General features: G+C 54.3%; 17 protein-coding genes. 10 read left to right on the forward strand and 7 right to left on the reverse strand.

What is annotated here, in order from left to right:
* Complete coding sequence (ltnD, locus tag LGV68_RS07405; RefSeq protein WP_055452525.1) at positions 1–906, reverse strand: L-threonate dehydrogenase; 906 nt, start codon at positions 904–906, stop codon at positions 1–3.
* 266 nt (positions 907–1,172) lie between these two features.
* Between ltnD and LGV68_RS07410 the strand changes: the two genes are divergently transcribed.
* The 3 genes from LGV68_RS07410 to solA all read left to right on the forward strand — a co-directional run bounded on the left by LGV68_RS07410 (position 1,173) and on the right by solA (position 4,835).
* Positions 1,173–1,973 (forward strand): DeoR/GlpR family DNA-binding transcription regulator, encoded by an 801-nt coding sequence (locus LGV68_RS07410; RefSeq protein ID WP_158129483.1) that lies wholly within the window; start codon positions 1,173–1,175, stop codon positions 1,971–1,973.
* A gap of 239 nt (positions 1,974–2,212) precedes the next feature.
* On the forward strand, positions 2,213–3,526 hold the full coding sequence (locus tag LGV68_RS07415; protein WP_055452524.1) for a PAS domain-containing methyl-accepting chemotaxis protein: 1,314 nt from the start codon (positions 2,213–2,215) through the stop codon (positions 3,524–3,526).
* A 181-nt stretch (positions 3,527–3,707) separates the two neighbouring features.
* Positions 3,708–4,835, forward strand: coding sequence for an N-methyl-L-tryptophan oxidase (gene solA / locus LGV68_RS07420; protein ID WP_158145953.1), 1,128 nt, complete (start codon positions 3,708–3,710; stop codon positions 4,833–4,835).
* Positions 4,836–4,907: 72 nt separating this feature from the next.
* On the opposite strand, the gene LGV68_RS07425 is transcribed toward solA, so the two are convergent.
* The gene (locus LGV68_RS07425; RefSeq protein WP_252536431.1) at positions 4,908–5,801 is read right to left on the reverse strand and encodes a LysR family transcriptional regulator; all 894 of its coding nucleotides are present in this window, start codon (positions 5,799–5,801) and stop codon (positions 4,908–4,910) included.
* A 142-nt stretch (positions 5,802–5,943) separates the two neighbouring features.
* Here LGV68_RS07425 and LGV68_RS07430 point away from each other — a divergent pair, with 142 nt between their 5' ends.
* A complete protein-coding gene (locus LGV68_RS07430; protein ID WP_252536433.1) occupies positions 5,944–6,579 on the forward strand; it encodes an NAD(P)-dependent oxidoreductase in 636 nt (211 codons plus the stop codon).
* Between the two features lie 74 nt (positions 6,580–6,653).
* On the opposite strand, the gene LGV68_RS07435 is transcribed toward LGV68_RS07430, so the two are convergent.
* Positions 6,654–7,541 carry a DMT family transporter gene (locus LGV68_RS07435; RefSeq protein WP_047462232.1) on the reverse strand — a complete coding sequence of 296 codons (888 nt, stop codon included), beginning with the start codon at positions 7,539–7,541 and terminating at the stop codon, positions 6,654–6,656.
* Between the two features lie 130 nt (positions 7,542–7,671).
* Positions 7,672–8,637 (reverse strand): helix-turn-helix domain-containing protein, encoded by a 966-nt coding sequence (locus tag LGV68_RS07440; protein ID WP_222754456.1) that lies wholly within the window; start codon positions 8,635–8,637, stop codon positions 7,672–7,674.
* A 111-nt stretch (positions 8,638–8,748) separates the two neighbouring features.
* Between LGV68_RS07440 and LGV68_RS07445 the strand changes: the two genes are divergently transcribed.
* The gene (locus tag LGV68_RS07445) at positions 8,749–9,255 is read left to right on the forward strand and encodes a cysteine hydrolase family protein (protein ID WP_222754454.1); all 507 of its coding nucleotides are present in this window, start codon (positions 8,749–8,751) and stop codon (positions 9,253–9,255) included.
* Between the two features lie 49 nt (positions 9,256–9,304).
* Here the strand turns inward: LGV68_RS07445 and LGV68_RS07450 are convergent, their stop codons facing one another.
* Positions 9,305–10,240: a helix-turn-helix domain-containing protein gene (locus LGV68_RS07450; protein WP_222754452.1), complete on the reverse strand. Its 936-nt coding sequence runs from the start codon at positions 10,238–10,240 to the stop codon at positions 9,305–9,307.
* 140 nt (positions 10,241–10,380) lie between these two features.
* On the opposite strand from LGV68_RS07450, the gene LGV68_RS07455 reads away from it, so the two are divergent.
* The 4 genes from LGV68_RS07455 (at position 10,381) to LGV68_RS07470 (ending at position 12,475) form a co-directional block, all read left to right on the forward strand.
* Positions 10,381–10,776, forward strand: a complete 396-nt coding sequence (locus LGV68_RS07455) for a rhodanese-like domain-containing protein (RefSeq protein ID WP_158125954.1) — start codon at positions 10,381–10,383, stop codon at positions 10,774–10,776.
* 183 nt (positions 10,777–10,959) lie between these two features.
* The gene (locus LGV68_RS07460) at positions 10,960–11,682 is read left to right on the forward strand and encodes a sulfite exporter TauE/SafE family protein (RefSeq protein ID WP_020328744.1); all 723 of its coding nucleotides are present in this window, start codon (positions 10,960–10,962) and stop codon (positions 11,680–11,682) included.
* Positions 11,683–11,743: 61 nt separating this feature from the next.
* Positions 11,744–12,034, forward strand: a complete 291-nt coding sequence (locus tag LGV68_RS07465) for an antibiotic biosynthesis monooxygenase (RefSeq protein WP_020328745.1) — start codon at positions 11,744–11,746, stop codon at positions 12,032–12,034.
* A gap of 9 nt (positions 12,035–12,043) precedes the next feature.
* Positions 12,044–12,475 (forward strand): YccF domain-containing protein, encoded by a 432-nt coding sequence (locus LGV68_RS07470; RefSeq protein WP_020328746.1) that lies wholly within the window; start codon positions 12,044–12,046, stop codon positions 12,473–12,475.
* Here the strand turns inward: LGV68_RS07470 and LGV68_RS07475 are convergent.
* The gene (locus tag LGV68_RS07475) at positions 12,472–13,068 is read right to left on the reverse strand and encodes a LysE family translocator (protein WP_024375393.1); all 597 of its coding nucleotides are present in this window, start codon (positions 13,066–13,068) and stop codon (positions 12,472–12,474) included. The genes LGV68_RS07470 and LGV68_RS07475 overlap by 4 nt on opposite strands.
* A 163-nt stretch (positions 13,069–13,231) precedes the next feature.
* Here LGV68_RS07475 and LGV68_RS07480 point away from each other — a divergent pair, with 163 nt between their 5' ends.
* Entirely contained in the window at positions 13,232–14,614 is a 1,383-nt protein-coding gene (locus LGV68_RS07480; protein WP_020328750.1) for a PLP-dependent aminotransferase family protein, read from the forward strand.
* Here the strand turns inward: LGV68_RS07480 and LGV68_RS07485 are convergent.
* Complete coding sequence (locus LGV68_RS07485; RefSeq protein WP_158145959.1) at positions 14,601–15,467, reverse strand: glycerol kinase; 867 nt, start codon at positions 15,465–15,467, stop codon at positions 14,601–14,603. The two genes, LGV68_RS07480 and LGV68_RS07485, sit on opposite strands and share 14 nt — an antisense overlap.
* Positions 15,468–15,663: the final 196 nt, after the last annotated feature.

Genomic DNA, 15,663 nt, shown 5'->3' on the forward strand with positions numbered 1-15,663 from the left:
TTATTTCTCCACGCCAGGCAGGTCGATGCCGTCAAAAATTTTAATCACGGCGCTGTCGTCCTCTTTACCAAAACCCGCGTTGCTGGCGGAGGTAAACATGTTGAGCGCAGTGCTTGCCAGTGGCAGCGGGAATTTCAGATCCTGCGCGGTATCGGCGACCAGATTGAGGTCTTTGACAAAGATGTCGACCATGGATTTAGGCGAGTAGTCGCCGTCCACCACGTGTTTCATGCGGTTCTCAAACATCCAGGAGTTGCCTGCTGCATTGGTGACCACGTCGTACATCAGATCGAGAGGAATATTGGCACGCGCGGCCAGTGCCATCGCTTCCGCGCCTGCGGCAATGTGCACGCCAGCGAGCAACTGGTGAATGATTTTCACCGTGGCGCCAAGACCGATTTCCGTACCGATGTTGTAAACTTTGCCCGCAGTGGCGTCGAGTACCGGCGCCAGTTTTGCGAAGGCTTGTTCGCTGCCGGACGCCATGATGGTCATCTCGCCCGCTTCCGCTTTGACTGCGCCACCAGAAACGGGGGCGTCGAGCATCAGCAGGTTGTGAGCCTTAAGGCCGGCTTCAATGTCTTTTGCGTCTTGAGCAGAGATCGTGGCAGAGACCATCACAGCGGTGCCAGGCTTGAGGTTCGCGGCCAGACCTGAATCGAACAGCACCGATTTCACCTGCTTGGCGTTGATCACCAGCAGCAGTACTGCATCCAGTTGGCTGGCAAATTGGTTCGCGTCGCTCGATACCGCTTTCGCGCCGTAGTTGCCGAGTGTCTCCAGAGCAACCGGATTAAGGTCAACGCCGTACACATCCAGCCCGGCACGAACACAGGATTTCGCGGCGCCCATGCCCATAGAGCCTAATCCGATCACAGCTACCGACTTAACTGTTTGATTATCCATACACTTATCTCGCTCTAAACGTGTTTTAAAATGTTAATTTGTGTTCTTTGTTGTGATTATATGTGAATTTTACGCGATTATCCTGTGTGGTAACTCACAAAATTTACCATTCACTAACAACAATGTGAAAATTAAGCCGCAATTCACACTCCTTACCCTCAGTTTAGTGCCCAAAAGCGGATTGAATTCACAATAGTTAACACAACTTCACACATCGATGGATGGCTGGTAAGATGAACACACTTATCATCTACGGCTAAGTCATTATGATTCCAGCAGAACGTCACAAAACCATCCTGTCACTGCTTTCACAACAGGAAGTTATCAGCATCAACGAGCTGGTTGAGCAACTCGATGTGTCGCACATGACCATTCGCCGCGACATCGCCAAACTCGAAAAACTGGGCAAGGTGCTGTCGGTGTCCGGTGGCGTGCAGCTCACTAAGGTGCTGCATCAGGAGCCGTCCCACGATGCCAAAGCGACGCAACATGCCAGCGAGAAAGCGGCGATTGGCCACATTGCCAGCCAGTTGGTGCCGAAAAATTCCACGGTGTATCTTGATGCCGGCACCACCACGCTGGAAATTGCCCATCAACTCGCTCCACGCGACGATCTGCTGTTTATTACCAACGATTTTGTGATTGCGGCTTATCTCACTCATCACAGCAAAAGCGACCTTTACCATACCGGCGGGCGCGTGGATCGCGAGAACCAGTCGAGCGTGGGCAGTAAGGTGTCGGACTTTCTGGCGGGGATGAATGTGGATGTGGCGTTCGTGTCGACTTCGTCATGGAACCTGCGCGGCATCTCGACCCCCAGTGAGCCGAAGGTGATTGTTAAAAAAGCGGTGGCTGCGGCGGCGCAGAAGGTGATTCTGGTGTCCGACTCATCCAAATACGGCAAAATCGCCACCTTTCACGCCCTCGATATTCAGAGTTTTGACGCGGTGATCACCGATGCGTCATTCCCGGTCAGCGTGCGTCAGGAACTGGAAGAAAAAGGCATTCAAGTGCTGATGGAGACCTCGGCAGCCAGCGTGACAGCACTGGGTGAAGTCATCGTCTGAGGCCGGGTTCACATAAGTGACCATCCATAGCCAGCGCTTGTCGCTGGCTTTTCTGTTTCTGCGCCTCGGTGGGCGGGCGTTATGACACATTGGTCATGTGTATAGAACGAAATGATTTAAGTGCTTTAATTGATATATTGAAGAATAAGGTTAACTTTAGTAGGAGTTTTGCACATTTTTTATGCAGCAGATTGCTGCGTTTTTTAATCTTACGCTGCTTGTCAATCGAGGGAGTGAGTATGTTGTTTCGTAAAAATGTTACCCAACCTAAAGATAACAATAATCAAATCATCAACGCGCTACAGGCTGAACTGTCGAGTATCGCCAATTCATGTGCAACCATTTACTTTACTCCGGAGGGGGAAGTGGTTGATGCCAGCCCGCTGTTCCTGAGTACCATGGGTTATACCCTCGATGAGATCAAAGGCCAGCATCACCGTCTGTTTTGTCCGCCTGAGCTGGTGGACAAACCGCAATATCGCCAGTTCTGGAGCGACTTGGCCAAGGGTAAACCACAGCGCGGCACCTTTTTACGCAAGAGCAAGCAAGGTAATGATGTGTGGCTGGAAGCAACCTACATTCCGATTGAGCAGGATGGCCGTGTGGTGCGCATCATGAAAATCGCCAACGACATCACGCAGAATTTTGAAGAGTCGGTGGACGACAAAGCCTTGCTGCAAGCGATTCATCGCTCCAATGCGGTGATTGAATTTACCGTCGATGGTCGGGTGATCGACGCGAATGACAACTTTGTGCACGCGCTGGGTTACAACGAGTTGAGAGAGATCAAAGGCCAGCATCACGAGATCTTCTGTCCGCCAGAGTTTTATAAAGAGAACCCGACCTTTTGGCGCGACCTGGCAAATGGTCAGGTGAAAAATGGCTTGTTTCGCCGCGTGAGTCGCAATGGCGACAACGTGTGGATCGAAGCGACATACAATCCGGTGTTTGATCACCGCGGTAAAGTGATCAAAGTCACCAAGATCGCTTGCGATATTACTGAACGCATGGAGCGCCAACTGGCGATCCAGAAAGCGGCGGAAGTGGCGCACAGCACGTCGGTGGAAACTGCCCAGGTATCGGAACGCGGTGCCAGCATCCTGAAACAGAATCTGAGTAATTCAGAAAAAATCTCCTCAGACATTCGACGCTCGTCGGGGCTGGTGGATGATCTCAATACCCAATCGGAAGAGATCTCGAAAATCGTCACCACGATTAAATCGATTGCCGATCAAACCAACTTATTGGCACTCAATGCGGCGATCGAGGCGGCGCGGGCAGGCGATCACGGACGCGGGTTTGCGGTGGTGGCGGACGAAGTGCGCACGCTGGCGTCACGCACGACCCGCTCGACGGAGGAGATCAACACTATGGTTGATCGCAATAATCAGCTGGTGGGGAATGTGCGCAGCAGCATGGTGGAGGTGACCGAACAGGCAACGCGCAACGCCGACCTGATTGCCGAAGCCTCGGAAATCATTCATGAGATCCTCAAAGGAGCCGACTACGTGTCGCACGTGGTGGGGGACTTGGTGAACAGTTCGCAGCGCTGACGGTTTGCAACCCGAGCGCGACTGCTCAAGCGGTGTGCGCTTTAGCTGAGATTTGCGGTTTGTTTGCGCAAAGCTGAAGAATTTTCATTATCCATTGCCGGACGAGGCAGTTAGAGTAAAGCAAGTGGCGGGCATCAACCCGCCGTTTGTATTTAATTCAGCAGCCAAAGGAGAGGTGGGTGTGAAATACGATGTTGTGGTCGTTGGGGCCGGTTCGATGGGCATGGCCGCAGGCTATTTTCTTGCCAGACAGGGCAAAAAAGTGTTGATGATGGACGCCTTTGACCCACCGCATCACCACGCCAGCCATCATGGTGAAACCCGCATTATTCGCCACGCTTACGGCGAAGGGGAAAAGTACGTACCGCTGGCACTGCGCGCACAGGCGTTGTGGGAAGAGCTGCAAGCCCAAAGTGGCCAGACGCTGTTTCTCAAAACTGGCGTGCTTAATATGGGTGAAGCCACCTCGCCGTTCATTCAGATGATCATCGCCAGTGCGGAAAAATATCAGTTGCCGATCGAAGTGCTGACTGCGGCACAAATTCACCAGCGTTTTCCGGGCATCACGCTGCCAGAGAGCTACATCGGTTGTTTTGAATCGACCTCGGGTGTATTGCGTTGTGAAGACTGTATCACTGCTTATCGCCAGTTGGCGCTGGAGCACGGTGCTGAGCTGCTGACGTACCATCCGCTGGAAGAGATTGAAGTCCAAGGTGGCGAAGTGACGCTGCGCAGCGGCGACAAAGTGATCGTGGCTGATAAAGTGATTGTCTCTGCGGGAGCGTGGGCGACCAAGCTGATGAACAAGCTGGATTTTGCTCTGCCGATGCAGCCGAATCGCAAAACCTTTGCCTGGTTTGAAGCCGACGAAGCGCTGTATGGTGACGGCGTGTTCCCGGCATTCTCGTTTGATTCGCCGCAAGGCATTTACTACGGTTTCCCAAGTATCGACGGTGCGGGGCTGAAAGTCGGTCGCCACGATGGTGGTGACGCGCAGGACCCGGATCAGCCGGTTGCCCCTTACGACAATGTTACTGACAGCGTCGATTTGGAGCGCTTTTTGGCGACGGTCATGCCCAAAACGTCTGGCCTGATGTATGGAAAAACCTGCATGTACAGCATGACCGCCGATGAGAATTTCATCATCGATACGCATCCAGAGCACGATAACATCATTGTGGCGGCTGGTTTTTCCGGCCATGGCTTTAAGTTTGCCAGTGTGATTGGTGAGATCCTCAGCGATTTGGCTGTACGCGGTGAAACGGAGCACGATATCTCACTGTTTTCGCTCAGCCGTTTTCAGTCATAACAACGCGTATTCAAAGCGAAAGGAAGCCATTCGGCTTCCTTTTTTATTGTGTGTTTTTCTGCGTGATGGCGCTTAAACCGGCACGCGAATGTCTTCCTGCCAGAGCTCGGCGACAAAATCGATGAACTGACGCACCAATGGCGTTTGATAACTGCGCGACAGATACACCGCCCACAGATGACTGCTCGGGCTGTGATAATCGGCCAGCACTTTGACCAGTTCACCGCGTGCAAGATACGGGTTAGCGAGATCGCACGGCAGCCACACCACGCCTTTATGATGCAGCGCCGCGCTGCGCAGAATATCCATGTCGTTGGCGCGAATCGTACCGCTGACTTTGACGCTGAAATGCTGATTGTCGCGCACCATATCCCAGGTGTGATTGGTGAGATGCACGAAGCAGTTATGGCGGGTGAGATCGGCAGGCTCAGTGATGGGGTCATGCGTTTGCAAGTACTGTGGCGAGGCACACACCACCGTATCGACCTGGATCAGGCGGCGGGCAATCAGACTCTCGTCCGGCTGCTGAGTAAAGCGCAGCGCCACATCCACCCGTTCATCCACCAGTTGCGACAGGCGGTCGGAGGCGAGAATATCAATCGTCACCTGCGGATGCAGATCGGTAAACGCTTCGACGGTGTCGAGCAGCAGATGCTGCGCCAACCCGATCGGGGCGGAAATACGAATGCTGCCGGTCAGTGATTGCGACTGCTCCAGCGCACGAATTTCCAGCTCGGCGGTCTGATCGAGAATTTGCTCGCAGCGGGTCAGCGCCTCTTCTCCGGCGGCGGTCAGGCTCACTTTGCGTGTGGTGCGGTGCAGCAAGCGCTGTTTGAGCCAGTCCTCAATTTCCTGCACATGGCGCGTAACCTGCAACCGGCTGAGGTTCAGGTTGTCCGCGGCTTTGGTAAAACTGCCGGTGTTAGCGACTTCAACAAAACTGCGCATGGCGGTCAGTCTGTCCATCGTTGGCTCCAATTAGTAACTTACATTGAAACAATCTACATCCTTTTTGTGCATTTTTCACGGTTTGGTTAGCAACTAAACTGGACTCCGTTGATTGGAAACATCCATTGAAAAATTCAGATTCCAGATGAGGATAGTTCAGATGAAAGTAGCAGTATTGGGTGCAAGCGGTTGGATTGGTAGCCACATTGTTGAAGAAGCACAAGCGCGTGGTCATGACGTGATTGCTGTGGTGCGCGACCCGGCAAAAGTCAGCGCACAAGGCGTGGACGTTCGCCAGTTTGATCTGCAAGCGGGTGGCGACCTGGCTGCGGCAGTCGCTGGTGCCGACGTGGTGGTGGCATCCATTGGTGGCCGTGCAGCTGGCGCGCACGACATCGTCGCGAAAACCGCAACCGTGATGCTGGAACAACTGCCACAAGCAGGTGTTGAGCGTCTGCTATGGGTCGGCGGTGCGGGTTCACTCGAAGTGGCTCCGGGCGTAAAACTGGTGACCGTACCGGACTTTCCTGAAGCGTATAAAGCTGAAGCCTTGGCACAAGGCGAAGCGCTGGATGTGTTTAAAGCCAGCACCAGTTCAGTGAACTGGACGTTCATGAGCCCAGCGGCGGAAATCTTCCCGGGCGAAAAACAGGGCGCTTACCGCGTTGGCGGTGACCAACTGCTGAGCGATGCACAAGGTAACAGCCGCATCTCTGTGGCGGACTACGCCGCGGCGTTGGTCGATGAGCTGGAAAGCGCAGCGCACCCACGTCAACGCATTGGTTTTGCTTACTAATATCAAGCAATTTATGGCCAAATGAAAACCAAAAGCCAGCCCGAAACGGCTGGCTTTTTTAATCTTCAATGCATTTAAGAAAGCTCTTGTTGCGTGAGCGCTTTGTTCTGTCTGGCGCGCCACAGCCGGCGCCATTTGACCGGCATCATCGGCACCACGATAAGCAAGATGCCCACCACGGTCAACACGTCCGGCACTTCGTCAAACCACATCACGCCAAACCAGGTGACAAACACCAAGCCTGAATATTCCGCCAGTGCGATGCGGTTGGCTTCCACCCCTTTGTATGCCAGCAGCACCAAAACGTGATAGCCCAGTACCAACAGGTTAATCAGCACAATCCAGCCCAAATGACGCCAGGAAATTGGTGCCCATTGTGGCAGCGCGAGAATCAGCGCCAGTGGCAGCGTCATCACTCCAGTCCAGAATAGAGTCGCGACCATCGGCTGCTCCGAGGGCAGTTTGCGAATCAGAATATTCCCCAGTCCCATCGACAGCGCGCAGCCCAATCCCGCAATCGCCGCCCAGTGAAACTGCTCCGGACGTAGCACCACCAGCACGCCGGCAAAGCCAATCAGAGTGGCGACAATCTGTTTCACTGCTGGGCGCTCACCGAGCAGGGTTATCGACAGCGGCAGCATCAGCAGCGGGCCGACGTAGAACATCGCGTTGGCGGTGGCGAGTGGCAAGTAAGTGATCGCTATCATCGCGCACGCGCTGCCCAGCAGGATAAGTTGCGCACGCGAGAAGGTTACCCAGCATTTTCCACCCTGCATGCGTTCAGCTTTCGGCATACGCAGCCACAACGGCAGCAGAATCAGCGTGCTGATCAACTGGCGAATAAATACATATTGGAAAGTCGGCACTTCGCCGTTGAGCACTTTAAGCGACACATCGGAAAAAGAGGCCAGCAAGTTCGCCAGTACCAACAAAGTAATCGCGCGCGAAATGGGGTTCGACATGAAATGTGCCTGCAAAAATGAAAGCGCTCAGCGCCGGAGAATGGCGCTATTTTAGAGGATTTGTGAAAAATGAAAAGGTGTTTTAAAAATGAATGTAGCGAAGTTTAAAACACCTTATCAAGGTAAACTGTCAGCCGCTTTGCGCCACGGTATCGACCGTATAGTGGGACGGCGCGAAGCGGCGGCGAAAATCGCTTGGAGTTAACCCCATGATTTTGATGAACACTTTTCGGCAGGCACCGACATCTTCGTAGCCAATTTGATGGGCGATCCATTCAAACGGCTGCGCGGTGGATTCCAGCCAGTCGCAAGCTTTTTGGATCCGCACGCGTTGCAGATACTGAATCGGGTTGAGCCCGGTCGCTTTGAGGAAGCGGCGCTGCACCGTGCGTTCGGTGACGCTGGCGTGCTCGGCGAGCTGCACGATGGTTAAGTTGTCGGCAAAGCGGCGGTGAATCAGATGTTGCAGTGCGACGATGCTTTCATCACCGTGCAAAAAGCTGGGCGTGAACTGCTGGTAGTAGCGCTGCTCACGTGAGCCGGTATCGACCACCAACAATTTGCCCACCTGACGCATCACGGCAGGCGAAGCAAACTGCGCGATAAGTTCAAGACCCAAATCAATCCACGACATCATGCCGCCGGCGGTGATGATGTCGCCTTGGTTGATCAGAATGTCGTCGGTATTGAGCTGCAACTGGGGATGGCGCTGCTGAAACAGTTCGGCCAAGCCCCAATGGGTGGTGATGACTTTGTGCGCCAGCAAACCGGTATCGGCGAGCAAAAACACGCCCGCACAGGCGGAAGCGAGAATCGCACCTTGTTGATGACGCGTTTGCAGCCAGTCGGTGAGTTCAACCGGCGCTTTGACGTCAAAACCGCGTTCACGACTGGGTGGTAGCACCACCACCGCGTAAGGCACATCTTCATGAGTGGCGGCGTCCAGCGGCCAGCGCAGCAGGTGGCAGTCAAACTGAAAGGGCTGCTCCAGTTCGGCGCAAGCGCGGTTCGCCATCCACAGCATTTCTTCCAGCCCATGCACGGCAGAGAGCAGGCAACCGGGGTAGGCGATAATGGCAATCTGAATGCGGTTCACGAAACATCCTTGCTGTCGTTTTTGGCTCGATAAAAGTCATTTTAGACTCTGAACAACACAATGCAATCGGCGGATACTCAGGACTCATCCCAACAAGAATAGGAGAAAACCATGAGTCACACGGCGTTAATTGTTATCGATATTCAAAACGACTACTTCCCGGCAGGGGCTTATCCGCAGCATCTGGCTGAGCAGACGTTGGCTAACACACTGTCCGCAATAGATATCGCGCAGCAACGCGGCTGGTCTGTCGTATTGGTACAGCATGTCGGCGGCGAAGAGGCACCCTTTTTCAAAGCGGGCAGCGAAGGGGTGAAATTGCATTCGGCACTGATTGCCAAAGTGCCTTCAAGCGTTGTGGTGGAGAAGCAGCACGCCGACAGCTTTCTCAATACCACCTTAAGTGACGTACTGCGCGCGCAAAACATTCGTGAGTTGGTGGTGTGCGGCATGATGACGCAAAACTGCGTCACCCATACCGCGCTGTCGCCTGCGGCCAGCGATTACTCGGTTCGCGTGCTCAGCGATGCGTGCAGCGCGCCGGATGCCATGGTGCATGGGATTGCGCTACGCGCATTGAGCGACCGCGTGCCGCTGATGATATTGGATAATTTGTGAGCACTCACTTTCTCTTTGTCTTCTCATGCAAAAGGCACTAGCCGATAAGTTAGGGAAGAAACTGCTGCTGATACTGTTTGGGCGATACGCCGAGTAAACGGCGAAAATGGTGGCGTAGCGTCACCACACTTTCAAAGCCGGATTGTTCGGCGAGGCGTTCCAGCGGCAGCGTGGTTTCTTCCAGCAGCCCTTTAGCGCGCTCGATTTTTTGCTGAATCAGCCACTCGTTCGGCGAAAGGTTAAAACTGGCGCGAAACTTTCGCTCAAAGGTGCGGCGCGACATATTGGCGCGCGCGGCCAGTTGGTCGACATTAAGCGGCGCAGTGAGGTTCTGCTGCGCCCAGTCCAGTGCGCCCGCAAACTGGTTGGGCACCGCCAGCATCGGCGCTTCAACAAACTGCGACTGACCGCCCGAGCGATGCGCCGACATCACCAGCCGCCGCGCCACCTGATTGGCAACCTTGTAGCCGAAATCGTGGCGAATCACCGCCAGACCCAAATCCAGCGCAGCGGCACTGCCAGCCGAGCAGCCAATCGGATCCTGCCACACGTACAGCACATCATCGACGTAATCGACCTTGGCAAAGCGCGCTTTAAACTGCTCAGCATAACGCCAATGGGTGGTGGCCTGACGGCCATCGAGAATGCCCAGTTCAGCGAGTAAAAATGCGCCGGAGCAAAACGTCAGCAGGCGCTTACCTGCCTGGGTAAACGCGCGCACTTCATTGGCAAGTCGCTCGGGCACAGGGGAGTCCTGCGTCGGCCAACTGGGAATCACCAAGGTATCGTAATCGCTCAGGCTGGTAGCACGTTTGGCTTCAATTCGTACCCCAGCGGTGGAGTCAAATGGCTCGCCTTCAAGGTTGACCACATCACAGTGATACCAGTGTTCGATCTCCGGACGTGGCAGGGCAAACAGCTCGACGGCGCAGCCGAGTTCAAACAGCGAGCAGTGAGTGTGAGTGAGAATGGCGATGCGGCGCATGGGCTTCCTTTGGCACGAAAAGGTGATGTGAGTGTTGACGTAATATTGTCGATAATTGGCGTTTGCGCCAGTGTTGCGTGAGCAAAGTGTGCGGCACACTACACATCACTGACGCATCAATCATGAAAAGGAGAGTCATTATGTCGAGCGCGGTATCGAGAATTCCTGCGGCCAGCAGTGAGCAAGCACTTGCTCATTTTTCCGCCTTATTGCAATTTGAAACCGACTGCTGGGATGTACACCACGCACTGACCAACCACACGCAGGACTTCATTTTGCTCGATGTGCGTGGCGAAGCGCTGTTCGCTGAAGGGCATATTGACGGCGCGGTCAACCTGCCCCACCCGCGCCTTAATGAGCGCACTTTAGCCGATTACCCGCCAGAAACCCTGTTTGTGGTCTACTGCGCGGGGCCACATTGCAATGGCACGGAAAAGGCGGCGATACGTTTGGCGAAACTGGGACGCCCGGTGAAAAAAATGATTGGCGGCGTGACCGGTTGGTTGGATGAAGGCTTTAGCCTGCTCCCGGCGTGAACCGGCTGCCAGCGAAACGTTTTTATTGCGAAAATTCAGCAAACTGTTAACGTTCAAAAGTCATGCAATTGCATGACTTTTTTCATTCTCTTTGGGCTTTCGCCCGTCAATCCAACCCCCAAACCATGGGGGTGGCAGTCAGCATTACTGCCGTTGTAAAACAGAAAGGTATAAGGCGTCATCATGGACTATTTCAGCAGTACCGTACTCATTGCGATGTTTCTTATTTTTGTCGGCTCGTTTGTGCAGACGGCAATTGGGTTCGGGTTGGCGGTAGTGGCTGCGCCTTTGTTGTTTATGGTTTCGCCGGATTACGTTCCCGCCCCGATTTGTATTGTGGCGTTGTTCATCTCCTTGTTGAGCGCCATGAAGCATCGCAGCAGCATCTCTATCGGCGGTTTAAAAATGGCGTTGATCGGTCGCGTGCCGGGTTCGATTGCCGGTGGTTTGCTGCTGGTGTGGGTCTCGACCGATGTGCTGGCGTTGTGGCTCGGTTTGCTGGTGCTGTTTGCCGTCGGGGTGAGTTTTCTGCCGTTTCGCATTGAACCGACGCCCGCGCGCATGGGTATTGCTGGTTTCTTCTCCGGCTTTTTCGGCACCAGCAGCGCGATTGGCGGCCCGCCGATGGCGTTACTGCTGCAGCATCAGGAAGCCAACCAACTGCGCGGCAACTTGTCGGCGTTTTTTGTCTTCAGCTCCATCATTTCACTGATGGTGCAGATCCCGGCGGGCTTTCTGACCATGCACCATCTGCTGATCACCATTCCGCTGATCCCATCGGCGTGGCTGGGTTACGCTCTGGCACGTAAAACCACTCAAACCCTGCCGAAAGAGAAAATCCGCGTGGGTGCGCTGTCGCTGTGCTTGCTCAGCGGTCTGACTGCACTCGGCAAAGGATTGATGTAACACATTGAAAAGCTGAAATTTGCGACTGAATGACGCATTCATATTACGTTAAGGAAAAACCATGATACTGGAAGTCGCGATTCTGGATGTAAAACCAGAACAGGAAGCGCAGTTTGAACAGAGTTTTGCTAAAGCGCAGCAAATTATCGCCAGCATGGCGGGGTATGTGTCGCATCAGTTGCAACGCTGCTTAGAGAATCCGAGCCGCTACATTCTGCTGGTCAACTGGCAGACACTGGAAGCACATACCGAAGGATTCCGTCAGTCAGCGGAATATCAGCAATGGCGCGCGTTGCTTCATCACTTTTATGATCCGTTTCCCACGGTGGAGCATTATCAACGTGTGTTTTGAGAGGAAGACATGAGAACGATCGGTAATATTATTTGGTTTTTATTGGGCGGCGTGATGATGGGCCTCGCCTGGTGGTTTTTTGGCTTGCTGGCTTTTATCAGCATTGTCGGCATTCCTTGGGGGCGCGCCTGTTTTGTCATCGGTAATTTTTCCTTCTTTCCGTTTGGTCAGGAGGCGATTGGCCGCGACGAACTGACGGGTAAAGAGGACATCGGCACCGGCGGTTTTGGGGTGATCGGCAACGTGATTTGGTTCTTGCTGGCTGGGGTATGGCTGGCGATTGGTCATTTGCTCTCAGCGGTGGCGTGCTTTATCACCATCATCGGCATTCCGTTTGCCCTGCAACACCTCAAACTGGCGGTCATTTCGCTGGCCCCGATTGGCCAGACGATCGTCTCCAAAGAAGAGGCCGCCCGCGCACGGTACGGCCAGCGTCGTTAAGCCTGAAACAGCACTGGCAGGATGGTCGCAAAGGTCATTCCGCTCAGGCTGTAGTTAAAGGTTCGAATCTTACGCGGCGTGTCGAGATACAGGCTCGCCGCTTTTCCCATTCCCGCCCAACATAAATTACACACCAGTCCGGTCACGGTAAATGCGGCCAGAATCCATAGCACTGATACCCAATACAGCGACGGCAGCGTATAGGTGGCGACCACCGTCAGGCTGGCCGCCCAGGCTTTGACATTGCCGAGTTGAAACAGCGCTGCCTGAACTAATGTCAGTGGCTGCGCCGCATGGCTTTTATTGAGATTGCCACCCGCCAGAATCAGCTTGATGGCCAGCCAGCTCATGTAAATAAACCCGAAGTATTTGAGTGCCGAGTAGGCGAGCGGATACGCTTGCACCAGCACACCGACACCCGCCGCACTCAGCAGAATCAATCCACTGACACCGATACGAATGCCCAGAATGTGATGCCATGTGCGGCGCAGACCAAACTGAGAGCCGGAACTGGCGAGCAGAAAATTGTTCGGCCCCGGCGTGAAGGCGGTGATGAACGCGAACAGACACAACGAAGGCAATAGGGTCCACATGAGAGTTAAGCTCCTTTAACTGACGATATGCGCACACTCTAATCCGCCCGCAAAGTGAACCCCTAGTGTTTATGCGTCACCATGACACTTTTGTATTTCACATTCCGCCAACCCTTGAATATGCTTAACTTTCCAAGCAAGTGTATCGATGACAATGGTGACAATGTTTATACCGGATCTCACTGGCCGCGCGGGGCCGAAATACAAAGTGTTGGCCGATGCGTTTGAAGAAGCGGTCGAGCGCGGCGAGTTACGAGCGCACAGTAAATTGCCGTCGCAGCGCATGCTCTCTTACAAACTTGGCGTGACGGTCGGCACCATCACGCGTGCTTATCAGGAGCTGGAACTGCGCGGCGTCACCGTACCCGTGGTGGGCAGCGGCACCTACATTAAAGATCGCAGCCACGAGCAGCAGGACTATTATCATCCGTTGGTGTCGCGCGGTGGCGTGGATTTGTCACTGTGTCGCCCGTTAATTCTTAGCCAGCAGCGCCATTTGATGGCGGCTTTGGGTGAACTCGCCAGTCAGCCGACGGCGCAAAAAGCGGTGCTGGATTATTTCTCCGCCGACGGTTTGCAAGGCCACAGTGCCACGCTGCAACGCTGGGTGAATCAGCGTTGGCAGTGCGATATTGACCGCTCCAGATTGCAATGGACGTACGGCGGCCAGCATGCGCTGAGTACAGTGCTGCAAGCGCTCACCCGCAGTGGCGATACCATTTTGCTCGAAGGGCTGTGCTACGGCGAATTCATCAATGCCTGTACTCAGCAGGAGCGCAAAGTCATTCCGGTGGCGGTTGATGACGAAGGCATAGTGCCGGACGATCTGTTGCTGCACTGTCAGCGCCATCGTCCGCGCTTGCTCTATATGACACCCGCAATTCAAAACCCGACAGGTGTGGTACTGAGCGATTCACGGCGACTGAAAATCATCGAAATCTGCCGCCGTTTCGATGTCTTGATCATTGAAGACGACGTGCTCTATTGCCCGCCGGAGCATCGACGTTCGCCGTTGGTGACCATTGCGCCGGACATTACGCTCTATATCGGCAGTTTCTCTAAGTATTTTGCTGGTGGCATTCGCGTCGGTTACATGGTGCTGCCGACCAACCTCAAGCTGCCGCTGCAAAAAGCGCTGCGCGCATCGTGTATGCACGTCAGCCCGATTCTGGTGGATTTGGTTTGTCGCTGGCTGAGCAATGGCGCGATGCAGCAAGTCGATGAAGATATCGCTCTGGAACTCAGCGCCCGCCACCGGATATTGCAATCGGTGTTTCCTGAGCGCCAAACCTGTGCGATTCCCGGATTCAACTGCTGGATCACGTTGCCGGAACATTGCCCCGCGAGCGAACTGAAACAGCAGCTCGCCGAAGATGGCGTGTTTGTGCGTGATGCGGCGTTCTTTCGCGTCGGCTCTTACCCCTTGCCCAACGCAATTCGCATTTCACTTACCGGGCCGTTATCGCGCGATGACTTAAAGCAAGGCTTGCAACGCATCAAAGCGCATCTGGATTTACGGGCGCACGATCCGCTCAATAAGCCTTAATGCCGTGCTCACGAAGCCGAGCGGGTAGAATGTCGTCCAGCTGATGCACCTCTTCGGGAGTGATTTCAATCAGCTTGAACTGGTGGTCAGCGTACACGGCGCGGGTCTCGTCGCGCTGCTTGTCGCTGATGGGCGCGCCGTCGGTGCCCCAGTATTGGAGATAGACATTGCCTGACGGCAGGTAGAAATCGCTCATCAGCGGTTTTTCGATTGGCAGCGGGCGCTGGTAGGCATGCACCACGCCAGCGAGATACAGCCAGTTATCGATCAGCAGTTCGCCCACCGAGCGCACGTAATGGCCATCGAGGGTGCGGTGTTTGGCTTCGAACTTCTGGCGAAAGCTGGAGTAGGATTTGTCGGTCGCCTGTTCACCGGCATCCTGACCAAGAAACTCCACCACCGATTGACGCAGGTGCGGGTTGTGGCGAATCGAATCGTGCCACACCACAAACTTTTGCTCTGAGGCTTTGCCTTCACGCTGCTGTGCGCCAGCACGCAGGCCGGCGGCGGTGGCGACCCAGCCCAGATCACTTTTGCTTATCCATCCCAGTTCGCTGAACAACTGATTCATTTTCTTAGGGTTGAGTTTGAAGTACTCACCCACTTGCGTTGCGCTGAGTGTGCTGCCGCTGGTGGCCACCATGTCGATGAGTAAATTCTCCGGCCAGACAATAAAGGTGCCGAATTTGGCATGCTGGACGTATTCGCCACCAAACTTCGCGCCGAGTTCGGTCAAAATCCATTGCTCGTCATGACGGCTGATGTAGCCTGCTTTTTTTAAATCCGCGAACAGTTGCTTGGCTTCGATACCGCGCAGTTTGGCCAGCGCTGAAGTCGACAGTTTGTCAGACATGTAAGAATCCCTTACCGAGGTGATGCTGATATTCAATCAGTTTGCTGCGCAGCGCTCAATCTTTGGCGTCAAACCGCGACTGAAATCTGTGAGCGCGCCACGCGATTTACATTGTAAACACAGCGGAAAAATACTGACGCAGACGTGCTTTTCTCTACAGCGAAATCGTTGCTAGGATAGGGGAACTGGGTTTTTC

Origin of the sequence: Vibrio sp. LQ2, from assembly GCF_023920125.1 — a bacterium.
Classification (GTDB): domain Bacteria; phylum Pseudomonadota; class Gammaproteobacteria; order Enterobacterales; family Vibrionaceae; genus Vibrio; species Vibrio fluvialis.

Bases quoted from the DNA above. Each gene is read 5' to 3' on its own strand.
- LGV68_RS07450 (WP_222754452.1), bottom strand. From the start codon at position 10,240: ATGCGCCGCATCGCCATTCTCACTCACACTCACTGCTCGCTGTTTGAA.
- LGV68_RS07425 (WP_252536431.1), bottom strand. From the start codon at position 5,801: ATGGACAGACTGACCGCCATGCGCAGTTTTGTTGAAGTCGCTAACACC.
- LGV68_RS07460 (WP_020328744.1), top strand. From the start codon at position 10,960: ATGGACTATTTCAGCAGTACCGTACTCATTGCGATGTTTCTTATTTTT.
- LGV68_RS07415 (WP_055452524.1), top strand. From the start codon at position 2,213: ATGTTGTTTCGTAAAAATGTTACCCAACCTAAAGATAACAATAATCAA.
- LGV68_RS07430 (WP_252536433.1), top strand. From the start codon at position 5,944: ATGAAAGTAGCAGTATTGGGTGCAAGCGGTTGGATTGGTAGCCACATT.
- LGV68_RS07435 (WP_047462232.1), bottom strand. From the start codon at position 7,541: ATGTCGAACCCCATTTCGCGCGCGATTACTTTGTTGGTACTGGCGAAC.
- LGV68_RS07465 (WP_020328745.1), top strand. From the start codon at position 11,744: ATGATACTGGAAGTCGCGATTCTGGATGTAAAACCAGAACAGGAAGCG.
- LGV68_RS07480 (WP_020328750.1), top strand. From the start codon at position 13,232: ATGTTTATACCGGATCTCACTGGCCGCGCGGGGCCGAAATACAAAGTG.
- LGV68_RS07475 (WP_024375393.1), bottom strand. From the start codon at position 13,068: ATGTGGACCCTATTGCCTTCGTTGTGTCTGTTCGCGTTCATCACCGCC.
- LGV68_RS07455 (WP_158125954.1), top strand. From the start codon at position 10,381: ATGTCGAGCGCGGTATCGAGAATTCCTGCGGCCAGCAGTGAGCAAGCA.
- ltnD (WP_055452525.1), bottom strand. From the start codon at position 906: ATGGATAATCAAACAGTTAAGTCGGTAGCTGTGATCGGATTAGGCTCT.
- LGV68_RS07470 (WP_020328746.1), top strand. From the start codon at position 12,044: ATGAGAACGATCGGTAATATTATTTGGTTTTTATTGGGCGGCGTGATG.
- LGV68_RS07485 (WP_158145959.1), bottom strand. From the start codon at position 15,467: ATGTCTGACAAACTGTCGACTTCAGCGCTGGCCAAACTGCGCGGTATC.
- LGV68_RS07445 (WP_222754454.1), top strand. From the start codon at position 8,749: ATGAGTCACACGGCGTTAATTGTTATCGATATTCAAAACGACTACTTC.
- LGV68_RS07410 (WP_158129483.1), top strand. From the start codon at position 1,173: ATGATTCCAGCAGAACGTCACAAAACCATCCTGTCACTGCTTTCACAA.